This is a genomic window from Treponema porcinum, assembly GCF_900167145.1.
Classification (GTDB): domain Bacteria; phylum Spirochaetota; class Spirochaetia; order Treponematales; family Treponemataceae; genus Treponema_D; species Treponema_D porcinum.
Genome location: NZ_FUWG01000008.1, coordinates 42,550 through 57,869, shown reverse-complemented (window position 1 = coordinate 57,869; position 15,320 = coordinate 42,550). Strand labels below are relative to the sequence as shown.

Here is a 15,320-nt window from a genome sequence, read left to right as displayed (position 1 = left end):
TTCAGTATGAAATTCAGTCTCTTATAATTTCAAGACTCTTTGACTGATATTCCGGAAGGAATTTCTTGCGTCCGCCGGACTCAAACTGAACGGTAACGACAACTTCTCCGTTTCCGGCACTGCATTCCACAATCTGACCGTAGCCGTAATCATCATTATAAATCCGCGTTCCCTTTGCATATTTTTTCAGAATCCGGGATTTAGGATCATCTTCCGAAACTTCATTTCCATCAAAACCTGCCGTCTTTCCTGCAAAAGCGTATGAAGGCGGAACATTTCCCAGAACTTTAAACACGTCGCCTGCTTCAAACAAAAAGCGGCTCGGCATCATCGGTTCTGTCCTGCCGTAAAGCCGGCGCATCGCACAGGAAGTAATATACAGTTCGTCCTTTGCCCGGGTAATTCCTACGTAAAAAAGACGGCGCTCCTCTTCCAGTTCGTCGCCGGCCTTGTCGCCGCGCGGAAAAATGCCGTTTTCAAGACCGGTGATGATGACGCGCGGAAATTCAAGTCCTTTTGTATTATGAAGCGTAATGAGCGTGACGGCGTCCGTCGTTTCTTCCGTATTTTCTGCAAGCGTCCGGTCAAGTTCAATGGAATCAAGAAAATCAAGAAGTCCCTGCATAGTACACGGATAAAGAACAGCGCTGTTTACAAGTTCGTCAAGATTCGACACGCGCGCCGTTCCGTCAATTTCATCCTGCGCCTTGTGATACTCGTAAATCCCGGACTCTTCTATTACACTGCGCACAAAAACTGAAAGATTTTCACGGACTGTATCAGACTCCGGAAGTTCTTCGCCGGAAGCAAGCGCGGCAAGTTCATCTGTTTTTGAAGGACTGTCAGACGAGGCGCTTTTTCTCAAAAGAGAGTCCTTAAGTTCTTTCATAAGACCGCAGAATTCTTTTATTCCATCGCGCGCTTTTTTAGAAAGCGACTCTGCGGCATTTTCCGCAGCATCAATCAAATTCAGATTTTCTATGAGCGCGCCGTAAGTTTCATGTGCAGATAGAATTATCTTTTCCTGCGTTTTTTCTCCTATTCCGCGGACAGGCTTATTTACGATACGCTGAAAGGCAATTTCATCACGGCCGTTTGCAATAAGCGCAAGATAGGCAAGCGAATCCTTGATTTCTTCGCGCTCATAGAATTTCAGCGAACCGACGACAACGTACGGAATCTGCCTGTGCAAAAATTCGCTTTCAAAGCCGAGCGACTGCGCATTCGTCCTGTACAAAATTGCAAAATCACGGTACAAACAGTCGCCTTTTTCTTCAACTGCTTTTTTTATGAGTGATGCGCAGAACTGTGCTTCCTTGTCCTGACTTTCAAGAAACACAAGTTTAGGAAGGCTTCCTTCGCCGCGAACGGCAACAAGAGTTTTTCCAAGACGGTCTTCATTATGACTTACAACTGCATCTGCCGCAGCAAGTATTTTTCCGGTGGAACGGTAATTGCGCTCCAGACGGATTACGCTTGCGCCCGGAAAGAAATCCGGAAACTGCAAGATATTCTGAACTTCAGCACCACGGAATTTATAGATTGACTGGTCATCATCACCGACGACGCACACATACGTTCCCGAATTCTCCTGAACGCCGCTGACTGCCTGAAGCAACTTGAACTGCGCAACATTGGAATCCTGATATTCGTCAACCATAATTACGCGGAAACGGTACTGCATTTCCCTACGTATTACAGGATTACTTTCAAGAATTTTTACGGGAAGCATAATTAAGTCACCAAAGTCCGCATTACCAGTAGCCCTAAGCCTCTTCTGATAGGCTGCATACACTTCCGAAAAAGCGCCGTCCGAATCTACCGAACTTAAATCATCTTCAGGGGAAAGGCAATAATCCTTGCACAGCGCAATTTTATGCGCCGCGCTGTTCGCCTGTTTTTTTGTCATTCCCGGCATTGCCTTCATTATAAGCGAAGCAGAATCATCGTCATCGTAAACGGTAAAGGACGGCTCAAGTCCGGCTTCTTCTGCATAGCGGCGCAAAAACCACGCTCCGAACGAGTGGAATGTGCGTATCTGTGCGCGCGCGGCAAGCGGTTCAAGATGTTCTGCACGTTCCTGCATTTCTCGCGCGGCTTTTTTCGTAAACGTTACGGCAAGAATCGAATAGGGATTCATATTTTCATGCTGAATGAGATACGCAATTTTTGTCGTAATAACGCGCGTTTTTCCTGAACCTGCGCCTGCAAGAATCAAAAGAGGATTTCCAGAATGAACGACGGCTTCCGTCTGCTCAGGATTGAGCGTTTCAAGATACTCAAATGCCATAGTTCACCGTCAGTCCGTCAGTTCAGGCGCAAAACGAAGGGAAAAAGAAGGATTATCCGGCATATTGCCGCAGCCCTGAATAAATACAGCATCCAGATCAACATCACTTGAGGCAACGACTTTTACGCGCACAAAACGCCCCGTCCGTACGGCAGACTCCTGAACGAAATCGTCCTTTTCATAACGGACGACGACAGAACCGTCAACGTCAGGCGCCTGAAACCACGCCCTGCCGATTGCAAGACCGTCTTCACCGGAAACAATTTCTTCTATTAAGACATCAATTTCTTTTCCAACCCAGCCGGAAAGACTTTTACGCGTAAGTTCTTCCTGAACAGAAACAAGTTCTTCAGCCCTTTTCTGCGCAGTTTTTGCACTCACTCTGCCCTTCATGTTATATGCAGCAGTATCTTCTTCCCTGCTGTACGGAAAACAGCCAGACCAGTTGCTTTTTATTGCCTTAAGGAATTCAACCGTATGCGCTGCTGCTTCAGCCGTTTCGCCTGGAAAACCGGTAAGAAACGTAGTGCGCAAAACGGCTTCAGGAAGTTCACGGCGTATATCCGCAACAAGACGTTTATATTCCTCTGCACTTCCCTTACGGTTCATTGCCTTTATGATAAAATCATCACCGCTCTGAAACGGAATGTCAAAATACGGAAGAAGCCTTGGATTTTCGCGGAAACATTTAAAAATATCCCGGTTAAAATGATCCGGGTGAATATACAGAAGGCGGAGAAAAAAAGTTCCCGGAATGTCACGAATTTTATCAAGCAGGAGCGAAAGGGCAGACGGCGTTTCAGTTCCGCAGTTTACGCCGTCATCGTTTATCTTAGGAAGCGGAAAACGCCCCGTTCCAAAGACATTATCATTTTCACCTGTACCGTATGCCGCAAGATCCTGACCGATTAGATTTATTTCAACAATTCCCTGCGACACAAGGCTTTCAATTTCTGCCGTTATCTCCGATGCAGGGCGGCTTCTGAGCTCACCACGAATAAGCGGAATTGCACAGAATGAACAGTGATTACTGCATCCTTCCGTTATCTTTACAAACGCACTTCCGCGAAATCCCAGAAACACCTTGCGGTCACCGCAGCACACGCCTTCCTGATTATATACGTTTACAGGGCGCTTATTTTCACTAAGCTGTGAAATAATTTCGTCAAGTTTAGAAAGGTCACCGTTACCGAAAATGCCGTCTGCCTCTGGCAAAGATTCTTTCAACTGCTGTGAATACCGCTCGGCAAGACAGCCGCACAAAAGGATTTTTGCATCCGGATAGTCGCGGTGCGCTACACAGACTGCATCAAGCGATTCTTTTTTTGCACTTTCAATAAATCCGCAGGAATTTATCACAATTAAATCAGCTTCTGCAGGATCAAATGTCTGGGTCATACCTAAATTCAAAAGACGGGAAATAATCAATTCCCCGTCCACCTGATTTTTAGCACACCCATGCTGATCTATAAAAAAAGTCAAAATATCAGTCAAGTTCTATAACCACCAGTTTATATTTTCCGTCAGTATCTTTTATCCACTTTATATCCTCAACAAGAACCTGTCCGGCCTTGCCGATTTCAAGGTCATAGCTCTTAGAGTCTGCTATAATCGAGAATTTAAGCGTATTGCAGTTTGACATCCACAGGCGGATACCGTTATTTGCCGTCATCGTAACGACTTCACCGCTGGTAAAATATGATTCTACGGGATCGTGCCTGTCAACTTTGTAGCGGAACACGCACGGTCCGCGGAAACTTCCGTTCAGCGTAAACGGATATGCGCGGTTATCTTCAAAAATCACAATCTGCTTATGATTAGACGCAATTTCCGTAGCAAACGGAATGTCGTCGTGGCTTACGGAAGAAGCATAATTTCCGCCTGTCCGCCGCAAAAGCCGAACTTCTGCACCGCGGTTTTCTTCAGAAACAGAAACGTCAGAAACATACACAATGAGGTCTGTTACTGCATCTCCGTCAACATCAAGTTCGGCTTCTTCAGACAGTTCCGTATATATCGTTCCCACAGGACACTGAAGCCCGAAAGTTGAATGAGTATCACTTACCGTAAGAATTATATCGCCCTGCGCCGCATGATAAACAAACTGATCGCCCACATATACGCGGCTTGAAAACGCCTTGTCAGTCAGTTCGTACGTTTTTTTTGAAGAATTTTTATCAATGACAACATCTGAGCCGTTTTCTGCTTTTTTATGATTTACAAAAATACAAATACACACAATAACTGCTGCAAGAAAAACCGCTGCTCCGCCAGCTACAAGCGGCCAGAAATACGCAGGCTTTTCGTGAACGATAAGTCCCTCCGGCACAGGCGCTTCCTGAAGTTTTTTTGCACGGTACAGTCCGAGAAGCGACTCGGAATTCAAGCCGAGATATTCTGCATAGTTACGGAGAAAGCCGAGCATATACGGTTCTCCTGGGAAGGCGCTGCTGTCCTCCTGTTCAAGACCGATTAAATACTGGGCAGAAATAGTAGTTTCATTAGAAATCGTTTCGTAGTCAATGCCCTTCGCTTCACGTGCCCTGCGAAGCTGCTCTCCATAACTTTCCATAAAAGATTACTCCGTAAACAAGAAATTATTGAAATTATTTGCAGAGGACGGAGCATCATAAATGAACCTCTGGTCTGAAATATCCTGATTCAAGCTGTAATCAAGGAAGTCAAAGACGAATGTTTCCGCCTTTGTAGTAGATGCCTCAACCCGTCTGATTAGTTTTGTTTCTGCATTGATTGCAAGCTTTATGTATCTGAATGATTCGGAAGTATTCCGGCGCGTCAGAATAAGCTTAATCACCATTTCATCAGAACCGTTTTCAAGCGGCACAGGCTCCTGTCCTATTTCATACGCAATGACGTAATAGCGGCTCATCAGCGCAAGTCCCTGAGGTGTAGCAAGAGAAGCGCCGCCGGCACTGTCCGACTGTACTGCCTGCTGAAGGACGGCAGATGCACCCGGAAGATAGATAGTAAGCATATCGCCATTAAAAACAATTACCTGTTCCTGAGGATTTGTAAAATCAATCCTCAGCAAATTCGGACGCTTATAGGAAACGCGCCCTGCCATCTGCTGCTTGTCGGCAGAAATTTCTACGTCAGCCTCGTAATCTTTTAAAGTCGCATAATAATCAGAAACCGTTTTAAAATAAGCACTTGCGGTTGTAATTCCCTGTGCTGAAAGTGCGCTGCAAAAATAAAGACAGAACGCTGCTAATATTGAAGATTTTACAATTTTAGACATACGGTTATTTTATTGAAGATATAATGTACGGTCAAGTTAAAAAAAAAGAGCAGTGTCTTGCACTGCCCTTTTTATATTAAAAGACCTGTTTTAGTCCTGTTCTTCAGCAGGGGAAGTTTCTTCCTGAGCAGAAGAATTTTTTGCCGTAGCATCAGCTAGTTCAAGGCAATGACGCTCGCCTTTTATAATGTCCTCAAATTCCTTTCCCTCCATCGTTTCGATTTCAAGAAGGCGCTTTGCAATATATTCAAGAAGGTCTTTATGAGCGCCGAGCATTTCAAGCACGTGGTTATAGCGCTCGTCGATAATGCGCGCAATTTCCTCATCAATATACTGCTGCGTAGTTTCCGCATATTCACGGACAAGTTCAGGACTGTCAGAACCGTAGCCTTTTCCTGCCTTTCCGAGCGTCATATTCTTAAAGCGCGTACTCATACCGTAATCAGTAATCATTTTGCGGACAGTATCAGTTGCGCGCTGAATGTCGTTTGCCGCACCGGTAGAAATTTCATTAAAGATAATCTGCTCGGCGGCGCGTCCTCCAAGCATAACGTCAACATCACCAAGCAGTTTTTTCTCGCTGGAAAGGAACGTATCGTCCTCAGGAAGCTGCATCGTATAACCGAGTGCGCCCATTCCGCGCGGAATAATCGTAATTTTATGGACAGGGTCTGCCGTAGGAGTAAAAGCAGCTGCAAGGGCGTGACCAGTTTCGTGATACGCTACAATGCGGCGCTCGTCTTCCCTGACTACGCGGCTCTTTTTCTGAAGTCCGACCATCACTTTTTCAATGGCTTCGTTAAAATCCGCCATCGTAACTTTCTTACGTCCGCACCGGACGGCAAGCAACGCCGCTTCGTTTACGATATTCGCAAGATCCGCGCCGGAAAATCCTGCCGACGCGTGAGCGACCGCCCCGAAATCAACATCTGAATCAAGCTTAACGTTCTTTGCGTGAATGCGAAGGATTGCCTCGCGACCTTTTACGTCAGGGCGGTCTACAACAACCTGCCTGTCAAAACGTCCCGGACGAAGAAGCGCCGGGTCAAGAATGTCAGGGCGGTTTGTAGCGGCAAGAATGATAAGACCTTTTTCATTGTCAAAACCGTCCATTTCAACAAGCAGCTGGTTCAAAGTCTGCTCGCGCTCATCGTTTCCGCCAAGATTATTCATACGGCTCTTGCCGATTGCATCAAGTTCGTCTATGAAAATAATGCACGGCGCTTTCTCGCGCGCCTGACGGAACAAATCGCGAACGCGGCTTGCACCGACACCGACAAACATTTCTACAAAGTCAGAACCGCTTATCCTGAAGAACGGAACGCCTGCCTCTCCTGCAACCGCGCGGGCAAGCAGCGTCTTACCAGTTCCCGGAGGACCTACTAAAAGTACGCCCTTAGGAATTTTTCCGCCAATATCAGTATATTTTTTCGGCTGCTTTAAAAAATCTACAACCTCAACAAGTTCTTCCTTAGCCTCGTCAACGCCGGCAACATCTGCAAAGCGGGTTTTCACCTTTCCTTCTTCAACTGCTTTTGTACGCACTCCGCCTGTTCCGAACAGACTTCCCATTCCGCCGCCAGAACCGCCACCCATTTTTCTGAACAGAATAAAATAAATCAAAAACAGAAGACCGAACGGAACAATAAGATTCATCAGAAGCTGAAGAAGATAATTGTTCGATTTTGCAACGAATTTATACTCAACGCCTTTTTCATCAAGCAGTTCGATAAAATTGCTCATCAGAATTCCGACAGTACGGTAAACAGTCCTGTTTTTCTGCACACCGGAATTAAAAAGCGTAATTCCTTTCTGGGAGGGTGATACAGCAGAAATTTCAGCCGGTCCGTATCCGATAAAATACGTTTCGCCGATTTCGACAGAAACAATCTCGCCTGATTCAATTTTGTTCTTAAATTCCGAATAATCAATCAGTCCGTCCGGCTTTCCAAGAAACAGAACGTCTGCAAGTGCAAGCAATGCAAGAATAATCAGCATTACGCCCCAGAAAGGGAAGCGTTTTTTTCCGTCTTTTTTATCTTTATTGTCATCGTCATTATTTTCAGGACCTGCAAACTTGAAAAAGTTATACGGATCTTTGTCCTGCGGATTTTCATCCCCGGGAGTCTTTTTTTCGTCGCTCATCAATTCCTATCCTTATATATAAACTCGGTTTTAAATATAAGCAAAATTTATAAAATAGTCGATAACAAACACTTTTTTTGTAATGTTTTTTTATAAAAAACCGATATTCAAAGCGTATAACTCTTTTTTCCCAGGGAGGCGATTATGGGATACAGCCAGGCATACTCGGCATATCAAAAAACGAGCATTACGACGGCAAGTCAGGGACACCTTATCGTCCTGTTATATGAAGCTGCCGTTAAAAATCTGAAAAGCGCACTTTCCTGCTTTGATGAAGACAACAAAATCAAACCCTGCAACATTGAGAAATTTTCAAATTTCATACAGAAAGCGCAGGCAATCATCTCTGAACTTCAGGTTTCTTTAGATATGGAAAAAGGCGGCGAAATTTCAAAGAACCTTATGTCGCTTTACATCTTCTTTAACGGCGAACTGCTTGACGCAACGTTCAAGCACGACAGGGCAAAAATCGAAAGCACGATGAATATGCTGAACGAACTGCTTTCCGCCTGGAAAACGGCTGCTGCAAGCACCGCAAACGCTCCGGCACAGGAAGTACGTTCCGCACTGAATATTGAAGGCTGAGCGAAACAGCCGCATTTTTACAGGAGGTGTAATAAAAACTTTGCCTGAAATAGCGTCAAAGTTTTTATTCACAAGTTCGCGTTGCGAACTTCCTTATCAACTGCCGCTTCTCATTTCATTGCGAAGCGGCATAAAAAGTCAATCGATTGTTGAAACAATCTTCTTGACTTTTTATGGGAGAATATTTTATGGAAGAAATTTCACAGGCAGAACTGGATGAACGCGTTGCAATCCTCAGAAAATTCAGGGCGCTTTTAGAGCAGCAGAGAAAAAAATTTCAGGAATATCTTGCCGTTCTTGAAAAGCAGGAACATTCTATTGAAGAAGAGGACACAGAGGCTCTTGTAGCACACGCCGAACTTGAACAGGCGATTGCAGGCAGCCTTTCAAACCTTCAGAAAGTCATCGTTCCGTTCTCCGAAATGTATAAGTCCGCCGCAAGTTCGCTTGACAGACACGGAGATGTTGCGGCAATTCAGGCAGACCTTAACAGGCTTCAGGCAAAAGTTCTTGCGCAGAACGAAAAGAACCGCGAAAAAATACGCGCACATCTTGTACAGATACGCCGTCAGCTTGACGAATTTAAAAATCCGTACAGGAATGTATCAAGCGTCTATGCAAAAAAAGTTGCACAGGGAAATCTTGTAGCAGTAGAAGTATAGCATGATAGCGATTATCGCCGCATATACAAAAAACGCAAGGGTCATCGGAAAGAACGGAAAAATCCCCTGGAACATTCCCGATGACCTTAAGCGTTTTAAACGGCTTACGACAGGAAATGCCGTAATAATGGGAAGAAAGACGTTTGAAAGCATTGGAAAACCGCTTGCAGACCGGCTGAACATCGTCATTTCAAGGACAAAAACATTCACCGGAGAAAACTGCATTACGGTAAATTCGCTGGAACGCGCACTTGAAGAAGCGAAGGAGCGCGGCTTTTCCACCGTTTTTATATGCGGCGGAGAAACCATTTACAAAGAGGCGCTTCCGTACTGCACCACCCTTTACCTTACGGAAATTGACGCAGACTACGACGGAGATGTTTTTTTTCCGCCGGTAGATGAAGCGCAGTACGACACAGTATTTTCAGAGCACCACAAGTTTTTTACGTACCGCACGCTGCAAAAGAGAAGATGAGCACCTGGAAAAACGCGCCTCTTTTCTTCCCTAGCAATACGGATTGTCAATATGAATTACGCTTCGGTAAGAGGCGTTATAGGCACGGACTTTTTCTGAAAGCAGGTGCACAAGCTCGTTTTCGGAAAAACAGCAGTCGTGCGGACGAACGGCATCAAAAATAATATTTGTATGCGAATTACCCGGCACCATCCGTATATCGTGAACGGTAAGTCCGTCCGCAAGTTTTGCTGCCTCTTCCGCAAGATACTTTTTAAGCACAAGAATTTCCTTGTTCTCCAGATCAACCGGATCCATATGGATTGTAACCGCGCAGTTGAATTTTTGTGCAACCGCCACTTCCGCATTGTCGACAACATCGTGCAAATCAAAAATATCAATGTTTCCAGGAACTTCCGCGTGAAGCGAAATCATAACACGGCCCGGACCGTAATCGTGAACAATCAAATCGTGAATTCCGCAGATAGGCTTGAATTTCATCACCTCTTCTTCAACCTGTTTTACAAATTCCCTGTCAGCAGGAACTCCAAGGAGCGGATTTACAGTATCTTTTATTGACTCGATGCCGTTGTAGAAAATAAAGACGGCAACAAAAATTCCAGCAACACCGTCAAACGGAAATTTTGAATCAGGGAAGAACAGTTCGATTATTACGGCGGCAAGAACGACGGCAGTTGAAACTGTATCATTCAGGCTGTCTTTTGCCGTTGCTTCCATTGCGGAGGACAGAATTTTCTTTCCGATTCTGCGGTTATAGAAAAACATATAAAATTTCACAAGTATTGCCGCAACAAGCATTACAACGGTAAAAACAGACGTATCAAGCGGTTCTGGATTTCTTATAGAATCAATAGACGACATAAGAAGTTCAAAGCCGACTACAAGAATGAGAAAAGAAACTACAAGACCTGCAATATATTCCATTCTTCCGTGTCCGAACGGATGGTCAGCGTCAGGTTTTTTGCCGGAAATTTTAAATCCTACGATAGTAACGATGGAAGCCGCCGCATCAGAAAGATTGTTGAACGCATCGGCGATTACAGCAACTGATTTTGAAAAAATGCCTGCGATAAATTTGCCCGAAAACAGCAGAAAGTTAAAGCATATTCCGGCAATTCCGCACAGAACGCCGTAACGTCCGCGTACATCCGGATTTTTTACGTCATTATAGTCCTTTATAAAAAGCCGGGCTAATAATCCTATCATATTTTACCTCTCAATATTATATATTCCGGCTTCCAGAGTTTTCTCAATTTCGTCTGAAAGTTCCGTAAAAAAATCATATTCTGTCATTTCTTCTATATAATCGACCGAAGTCAAGTAATCTTCCCACGATGAGTCTGCTCCGTTCCGCTGTGCATTAGGAATAAACACGGCGATAACCGGCGTTTCTTCCGTTACGCGACTTAAATCATCTTCGCCTTCATCAAGGACAAGAATAATTTTCCAGCAGAACGCAGGAACGTTTATAGAAAGATTTTCGCCGGCGGAAGAAGGAAGTTCAATTTTTTCAAAATAGCCGGCAGCGCCTGTTCCGCCCTTTCCGCAAGGTCCTGCCATAATGTAAAGTTCTTTTCCGGACTGTGCAAGGCTTCGCTCAAAAGATTCAAGATTTTTCCAGACAATCCTGTTGCAGTCTGGTGCCTGTGGAATCATATTCGTCATAAGGAACGTTGCACTGTTGTCCTCTTTTGAAGCCGTCCTGTCCGCAGACGGACAGATATGTCCGCGGTCAAAACCATATATTTTATACTGATAATCGCTTTTTTTTACTGCATAAAATCCGTCCGGAAGCTGTCCGTCAGGGCGAAAATCGTTTCCGCGAGAACATTCACCCAAATCAGAACTGCACAGGTGCCAGGTAACCCAGTTCGGAATAAAAAGAGATACATTGTACGAAAGCACATACTGTTTTTTTTCCAGAAGATAGTTCTCCCTGCACTCAGCATCTGCCCTTGCACCGTCAGGATTTCCAAAAAGCAGCGTCCCTTCCGCAAAAAATGTACATACCGTTCCAAAAAAAATAACGGCAGCCAGAAAAACAGCCCTTATCCGCATAAAGCAAATATACATGATTGATTTCGGTTGCCGCAAGGTAATTTTTATGAATAATTAGCCTGTCAGCCGATTTTTGTTCCTACAAAAGCTTCGTCATTCAAAATGGCTTTGATATTCGCAATGTTTTTTCCGCTTGCGCAGATGACAGTCATTCCGCATTCGTCAGCTTTTTTTGACGCAATCGGATCGAACGGGCAGTTTTTTCCAGGAGTCCATTCGTCACCGACCATCTTGCGAAAGTCTTTCCAGGAAATTGAATCTATCGGCTTTGCATCAGGATTTTTGCGCGGATCGTCGGTGTAGACTTTTTCAATGTTAGAAAGATTTACTACAGTTTTTGCACCGTATTTTTCCGCAAGAAGAACAGCATCGTTATCGGTAGAAAAGCCCGGCTTCCATCCGGCAGCAACAAGAACGCGCCCCTTAAAATCAATATCTTCCGTAGGATTATAGACAACTTCATTCGGACACAGACTGCCAAAACTTGCCTTTACAAGCTGCGCGTTCAGGCGTGTAGCCATAATTCCAATCCAGTCAGCAGAATCTCCGGCAGAATCTCCGCCGGTCTGTGCAGAAACTTCCGCATACGCATTCTGGTAAACGCGGGCCGGCGCGCCGCCGCCTACAACAAGAATGAGCTTACGGGATGACTCTTCAGAAAGCCATTCTTTTACCATAGAAACAAACTGCGAAAGAAACACGGTATCCGGTTTTTCAGGAACGACGATTGAACCGCCGACAGATAATACTTTTGTCATACAAACTCCTTTGTCATTTTTATGCTGTTGCGCAGGCAGCCTGTCTGCGACTTAATATACTCCGATTACACTCGGATCAGCCCAGTACGAACTGTATTTTATCGATTTACCCGAAGCCTCTTCCCACACTGACTGAAGGGCAAAACTTCTTGATTTCTGAACTGTCTTGCTGTTCGGAGAACTTGACTTTATTTCATTCAAGCCGCGACTGAACAGAATGTGCTGTCCGTCAAGATTTCCAAAGTAGAAAGTAGCGGCGTCCACATCTTTTTTCCAGCCCTGATATTCCATACCTGCACCAAGCGCCGGGTCAACAGGAAACCAGCCGAATCCCGGAAGATATAACTCGCACCACCAGTGATTTTTTGCGCGTAAATCAACGCCGACAAGAACGCCGCTGTCCGTATACGAAGGAATTCCAGCGGCGCGCATTAATGCCGTAAATACAACAGCAAAATCATACGCATCGCCTTTCTTTGAGTCAAGCATATCAAGCGGAGAAACGCGCCCCGTACGGACGGTATTCAAAATCTCAAAATTCTGAATCATATAATTGTAAACAAGAACGGCGATATTATACGGATTTCTTTCTTTTCCGATGACGGACGAAAGAAGCGCGCGAATTTCCTCATTTGCAGACGGAACAATCTCATCCGCCGAAGTTGCAGCGGAATACAGTTCCTTATTTACGGAACTAATCGGATTAAGACGCGCCGCAACAACATTCGTACGCGTTTCATACACAGTAACGGCAAAATTCTGGGTAAAGCGCCTCTTCCCTGGCGCATACTTTCCGCCCTGCGCCTGATGAATGACAGTATGCTGAAAATCCGGAATAATAGGTTCCGGACTGCTTTCAATCAATGTGGCAGAAGGCTGCGCGGCGCTTTCAAACGGACGCGGAACACGCAAAATTATGGAAGAATCTCTGTCACTTGAATTATCTTCAATGTCAGCAGAAACCTGAATGACATATGTTTTAGGCGTAATAAAACTTTTCGCACCAGCCTTATTGTCAACCGCAACAGTACGCTGTGCAGACTTTCCGCGCGATGTCTGAACAAACACAACGCCGTCACTTGCACCGTCAGGAACATATACGCGGATTTCAGAATCGCTCCAGTACTGATAGTCAAAATCATTTTCGTCTGCACAGATGAATTCAAACGTATCGTCGGCAGCCCCTTCTTCAGCCTGCATTTTTTCGCGGTTTGAAGAAAAATAGACTTTTGACTTGTCGCGGGAATTACCGAAATTGCTTCCCGAAATCGTCATAAGAACGCCGGGACTAAGTTTTTCAGGTGAAATACCTGTAATTATAGGAAGGGTCGTCTGCACGGAAGCCGTAACTGCAACAGGCGCAGTAGTAGCATTTGCAAAAAACGCAGGTTTTGAGCGGACATTTTGCACGCCGACAAAAACAAGTCCGTCCTGAATATTCGGCGGCAAAATAACCTTTATTTCAGTATCAGTCCAGGAAATATAGGAACTTGACGTAAGGCGGCTTCCTCCAAATTCAACGTAGCTTGTATCACGGACTGCGCCAAAATCCCTGCCTGTAATGATTATTAAATCACCTGGGGAACCAACAGGCGGAACAATAGATTCAATTTCCGGTTTCTGTTGAATGCGCATCCCAAAAATAACGGATACAATAACAAACAGAAGTGCGGCACAAATCCATCCCCCTGTCCGCACAACCGGAGATTTTCTGAGAAAATAACTGAATGAAGAAATTTTATTCACGGTAACTACCCTGTATGTCAGTCACAGGGAATCCGAGCTCCATATCCACGCCTGAATACCGGTGATACCGTATCATTCGCGGAGGCCTGCCGTTTTCAAAATCAGGCATCTCCATTTGAAAATGAACGGCATTTAAGTCGGCAAATTCCGGCCTAAAAACATCAACGTCTGCAAAACGTGGATTCTCAAAATTTCCTGAACTTACGTTATGTGCAAGATTATCGTTGATATTTCCATTTATTACAATATTCTTGTTTGAAATTGATGCTGCAACAGGGCGTTCTATCGGCGTAATCTGCGAAACAGACTGTCCCGCAGAAGAAACATTCCGCACAGAACCAGCACGCACAGGAATGATAACGGCAAGAAGGACGGCGGCAGCAGCACCAATTCCATAGCCGGCATACTGAGCAGGGAACTGGATTACGCGCTGAGTATTTTTAGAATATCGCATTTTAGTCTTAAGGCGCTCAAAACTTTGTTCAGTAAAATTTTCGTCCGGCGTACAATTACGGCAGTCAGAAGAAAGAAATTCTTTTATTTTTTTCATGCGTTCAAGCTTACGGCTGCATTCCGGGCATCCCCTAATATGCTCCTCATACAGCTTCTGATACTCAGAGGGCAGTTCTTTATCGAGATAAATTGAATGAATGTCATCAGTTGGGCAAGAATACATTTTCGGCTCCTACCATTTCTTCCAAAAGTTTTCGCGCACGGAATATGCGGACTTTTACGTTTCCTTCCGAAATTCCGAGCACTTTTCCAATCTCTTTGTAGTTCAAGTCACTGTACTCTTTAAGTACGATGGCTTCCTTTAATTTCTGCGGCAATTTATCAAGTGCATCTTTTGCAATCTTGATAGATTCTGCTGCAAGAAGTTCTGCTTCCCCTGACTGAACGACACGGTGATCTTCATACAAAGCTTTTTCATACGCCTTGCGCTCACGGTTCTTCCGCTTCACATAATTCAGTGAAGCATTTTTTACAACCCGAATGAGCCAGTACTTCGCATCATTTATAGACGGAAACACAAGTTTTTTTTCATTTGCTTTTATAAGTGAGTCATGTGCAAGATCTTCAGCTGCTTCCTCATCGTTCACAATGCGGTAAGAAATCCGGTACAGCATCTGCATCGTTGCATCATAAATCGTCCTAAAGTCAGCAGAGTCTGCTGCATTTAACGTTCTTTGAATCTCTGCCTGACTTTCCATACAATACAAACCTCAACTTCAGAAAAAAGTTACATATTATTTTTAAGAAAAACAGCGGTCTGAACTAAGGGTTTGTTTTACCCCCTTAATATAGCTAATTGTCGTGAGTCAATGACTTACGACAATTTGAC

General features: G+C 44.6%; 14 protein-coding genes. 3 read left to right on the top strand and 11 right to left on the bottom strand.

The genetic code is table 11. From position 1 onward, the window contains the following. Positions 1-13: 13 nt before the first annotated feature. The 5 genes from B5D55_RS06175 to ftsH form a co-directional block, all read right to left on the bottom strand. Positions 14-2,290, bottom strand: coding sequence for an ATP-dependent helicase (locus tag B5D55_RS06175; RefSeq protein ID WP_078933134.1), 2,277 nt, complete (start codon positions 2,288-2,290; stop codon positions 14-16). 9 nt (positions 2,291-2,299) lie between these two features. Next, entirely contained in the window at positions 2,300-3,760 is a 1,461-nt protein-coding gene (gene rimO / locus B5D55_RS06170; RefSeq protein WP_200805298.1) for a 30S ribosomal protein S12 methylthiotransferase RimO, read from the bottom strand. A 16-nt stretch (positions 3,761-3,776) separates the two neighbouring features. Further along, positions 3,777-4,862 (bottom strand): helix-turn-helix domain-containing protein, encoded by a 1,086-nt coding sequence (locus B5D55_RS06165; RefSeq protein ID WP_078933133.1) that lies wholly within the window; start codon positions 4,860-4,862, stop codon positions 3,777-3,779. A 6-nt stretch (positions 4,863-4,868) separates the two neighbouring features. Then, positions 4,869-5,549 (bottom strand): LolA family protein, encoded by a 681-nt coding sequence (locus tag B5D55_RS06160; protein WP_078933132.1) that lies wholly within the window; start codon positions 5,547-5,549, stop codon positions 4,869-4,871. A gap of 90 nt (positions 5,550-5,639) precedes the next feature. Then, positions 5,640-7,694: an ATP-dependent zinc metalloprotease FtsH gene (gene ftsH / locus B5D55_RS06155; protein ID WP_078933131.1), complete on the bottom strand. Its 2,055-nt coding sequence runs from the start codon at positions 7,692-7,694 to the stop codon at positions 5,640-5,642. A 144-nt stretch (positions 7,695-7,838) separates the two neighbouring features. Here ftsH and fliS point away from each other — a divergent pair, with 144 nt between their 5' ends. The 3 genes from fliS (at position 7,839) to B5D55_RS06140 (ending at position 9,416) form a co-directional block, all read left to right on the top strand. Continuing rightward, positions 7,839-8,279: a flagellar export chaperone FliS gene (fliS, locus tag B5D55_RS06150; RefSeq protein WP_078933130.1), complete on the top strand. Its 441-nt coding sequence runs from the start codon at positions 7,839-7,841 to the stop codon at positions 8,277-8,279. 188 nt (positions 8,280-8,467) lie between these two features. Continuing rightward, positions 8,468-8,941 carry a flagellar biosynthesis protein FlgN gene (locus tag B5D55_RS06145; RefSeq protein ID WP_078933129.1) on the top strand — a complete coding sequence of 158 codons (474 nt, stop codon included), beginning with the start codon at positions 8,468-8,470 and terminating at the stop codon, positions 8,939-8,941. Position 8,942: 1 nt separating this feature from the next. Continuing rightward, positions 8,943-9,416, top strand: a complete 474-nt coding sequence (locus tag B5D55_RS06140; protein ID WP_078933128.1) for a dihydrofolate reductase — start codon at positions 8,943-8,945, stop codon at positions 9,414-9,416. Between the two features lie 30 nt (positions 9,417-9,446). Here B5D55_RS06140 and B5D55_RS06135 read toward each other — a convergent pair whose 3' ends face one another. The 6 genes from B5D55_RS06135 to B5D55_RS06110 all read right to left on the bottom strand — a co-directional run bounded on the left by B5D55_RS06135 (position 9,447) and on the right by B5D55_RS06110 (position 15,189). Continuing rightward, positions 9,447-10,622, bottom strand: a complete 1,176-nt coding sequence (locus B5D55_RS06135; protein WP_078933127.1) for a cation diffusion facilitator family transporter — start codon at positions 10,620-10,622, stop codon at positions 9,447-9,449. Between the two features lie 3 nt (positions 10,623-10,625). After that, positions 10,626-11,474, bottom strand: coding sequence for a DNA/RNA non-specific endonuclease (locus B5D55_RS06130; RefSeq protein WP_159446168.1), 849 nt, complete (start codon positions 11,472-11,474; stop codon positions 10,626-10,628). A 62-nt stretch (positions 11,475-11,536) separates the two neighbouring features. Continuing rightward, positions 11,537-12,232 carry a UMP kinase gene (gene pyrH / locus B5D55_RS06125; protein WP_078933125.1) on the bottom strand — a complete coding sequence of 232 codons (696 nt, stop codon included), beginning with the start codon at positions 12,230-12,232 and terminating at the stop codon, positions 11,537-11,539. A gap of 51 nt (positions 12,233-12,283) precedes the next feature. After that, on the bottom strand, positions 12,284-13,978 hold the full coding sequence (locus tag B5D55_RS06120; RefSeq protein ID WP_078933124.1) for an IPT/TIG domain-containing protein: 1,695 nt from the start codon (positions 13,976-13,978) through the stop codon (positions 12,284-12,286). Beyond that, entirely contained in the window at positions 13,971-14,654 is a 684-nt protein-coding gene (locus B5D55_RS06115; protein WP_078933123.1) for an anti-sigma factor family protein, read from the bottom strand. Before B5D55_RS06115 ends, B5D55_RS06120 begins: the two co-directional genes overlap by 8 nt. Continuing rightward, a complete protein-coding gene (locus B5D55_RS06110; protein ID WP_078933122.1) occupies positions 14,635-15,189 on the bottom strand; it encodes an RNA polymerase sigma factor in 555 nt (184 codons plus the stop codon). Before B5D55_RS06110 ends, B5D55_RS06115 begins: the two co-directional genes overlap by 20 nt. Positions 15,190-15,320 lie beyond the last annotated feature (131 nt).

What these genes read in the sequence shown, in the direction of transcription:
- B5D55_RS06115 (WP_078933123.1), bottom strand. Translation starts at nt 14,654, where the DNA reads ATGTATTCTTGCCCAACTGATGACATTCATTCAATTTATCTCGATAAA.
- fliS (WP_078933130.1), top strand. Translation starts at nt 7,839, where the DNA reads ATGGGATACAGCCAGGCATACTCGGCATATCAAAAAACGAGCATTACG.
- B5D55_RS06140 (WP_078933128.1), top strand. Translation starts at nt 8,943, where the DNA reads ATGATAGCGATTATCGCCGCATATACAAAAAACGCAAGGGTCATCGGA.
- B5D55_RS06160 (WP_078933132.1), bottom strand. Translation starts at nt 5,549, where the DNA reads ATGTCTAAAATTGTAAAATCTTCAATATTAGCAGCGTTCTGTCTTTAT.
- B5D55_RS06175 (WP_078933134.1), bottom strand. Translation starts at nt 2,290, where the DNA reads ATGGCATTTGAGTATCTTGAAACGCTCAATCCTGAGCAGACGGAAGCC.
- B5D55_RS06145 (WP_078933129.1), top strand. Translation starts at nt 8,468, where the DNA reads ATGGAAGAAATTTCACAGGCAGAACTGGATGAACGCGTTGCAATCCTC.
- B5D55_RS06110 (WP_078933122.1), bottom strand. Translation starts at nt 15,189, where the DNA reads ATGGAAAGTCAGGCAGAGATTCAAAGAACGTTAAATGCAGCAGACTCT.
- B5D55_RS06130 (WP_159446168.1), bottom strand. Translation starts at nt 11,474, where the DNA reads ATGCGGATAAGGGCTGTTTTTCTGGCTGCCGTTATTTTTTTTGGAACG.
- ftsH (WP_078933131.1), bottom strand. Translation starts at nt 7,694, where the DNA reads ATGAGCGACGAAAAAAAGACTCCCGGGGATGAAAATCCGCAGGACAAA.
- pyrH (WP_078933125.1), bottom strand. Translation starts at nt 12,232, where the DNA reads ATGACAAAAGTATTATCTGTCGGCGGTTCAATCGTCGTTCCTGAAAAA.
- B5D55_RS06165 (WP_078933133.1), bottom strand. Translation starts at nt 4,862, where the DNA reads ATGGAAAGTTATGGAGAGCAGCTTCGCAGGGCACGTGAAGCGAAGGGC.
- B5D55_RS06135 (WP_078933127.1), bottom strand. Translation starts at nt 10,622, where the DNA reads ATGATAGGATTATTAGCCCGGCTTTTTATAAAGGACTATAATGACGTA.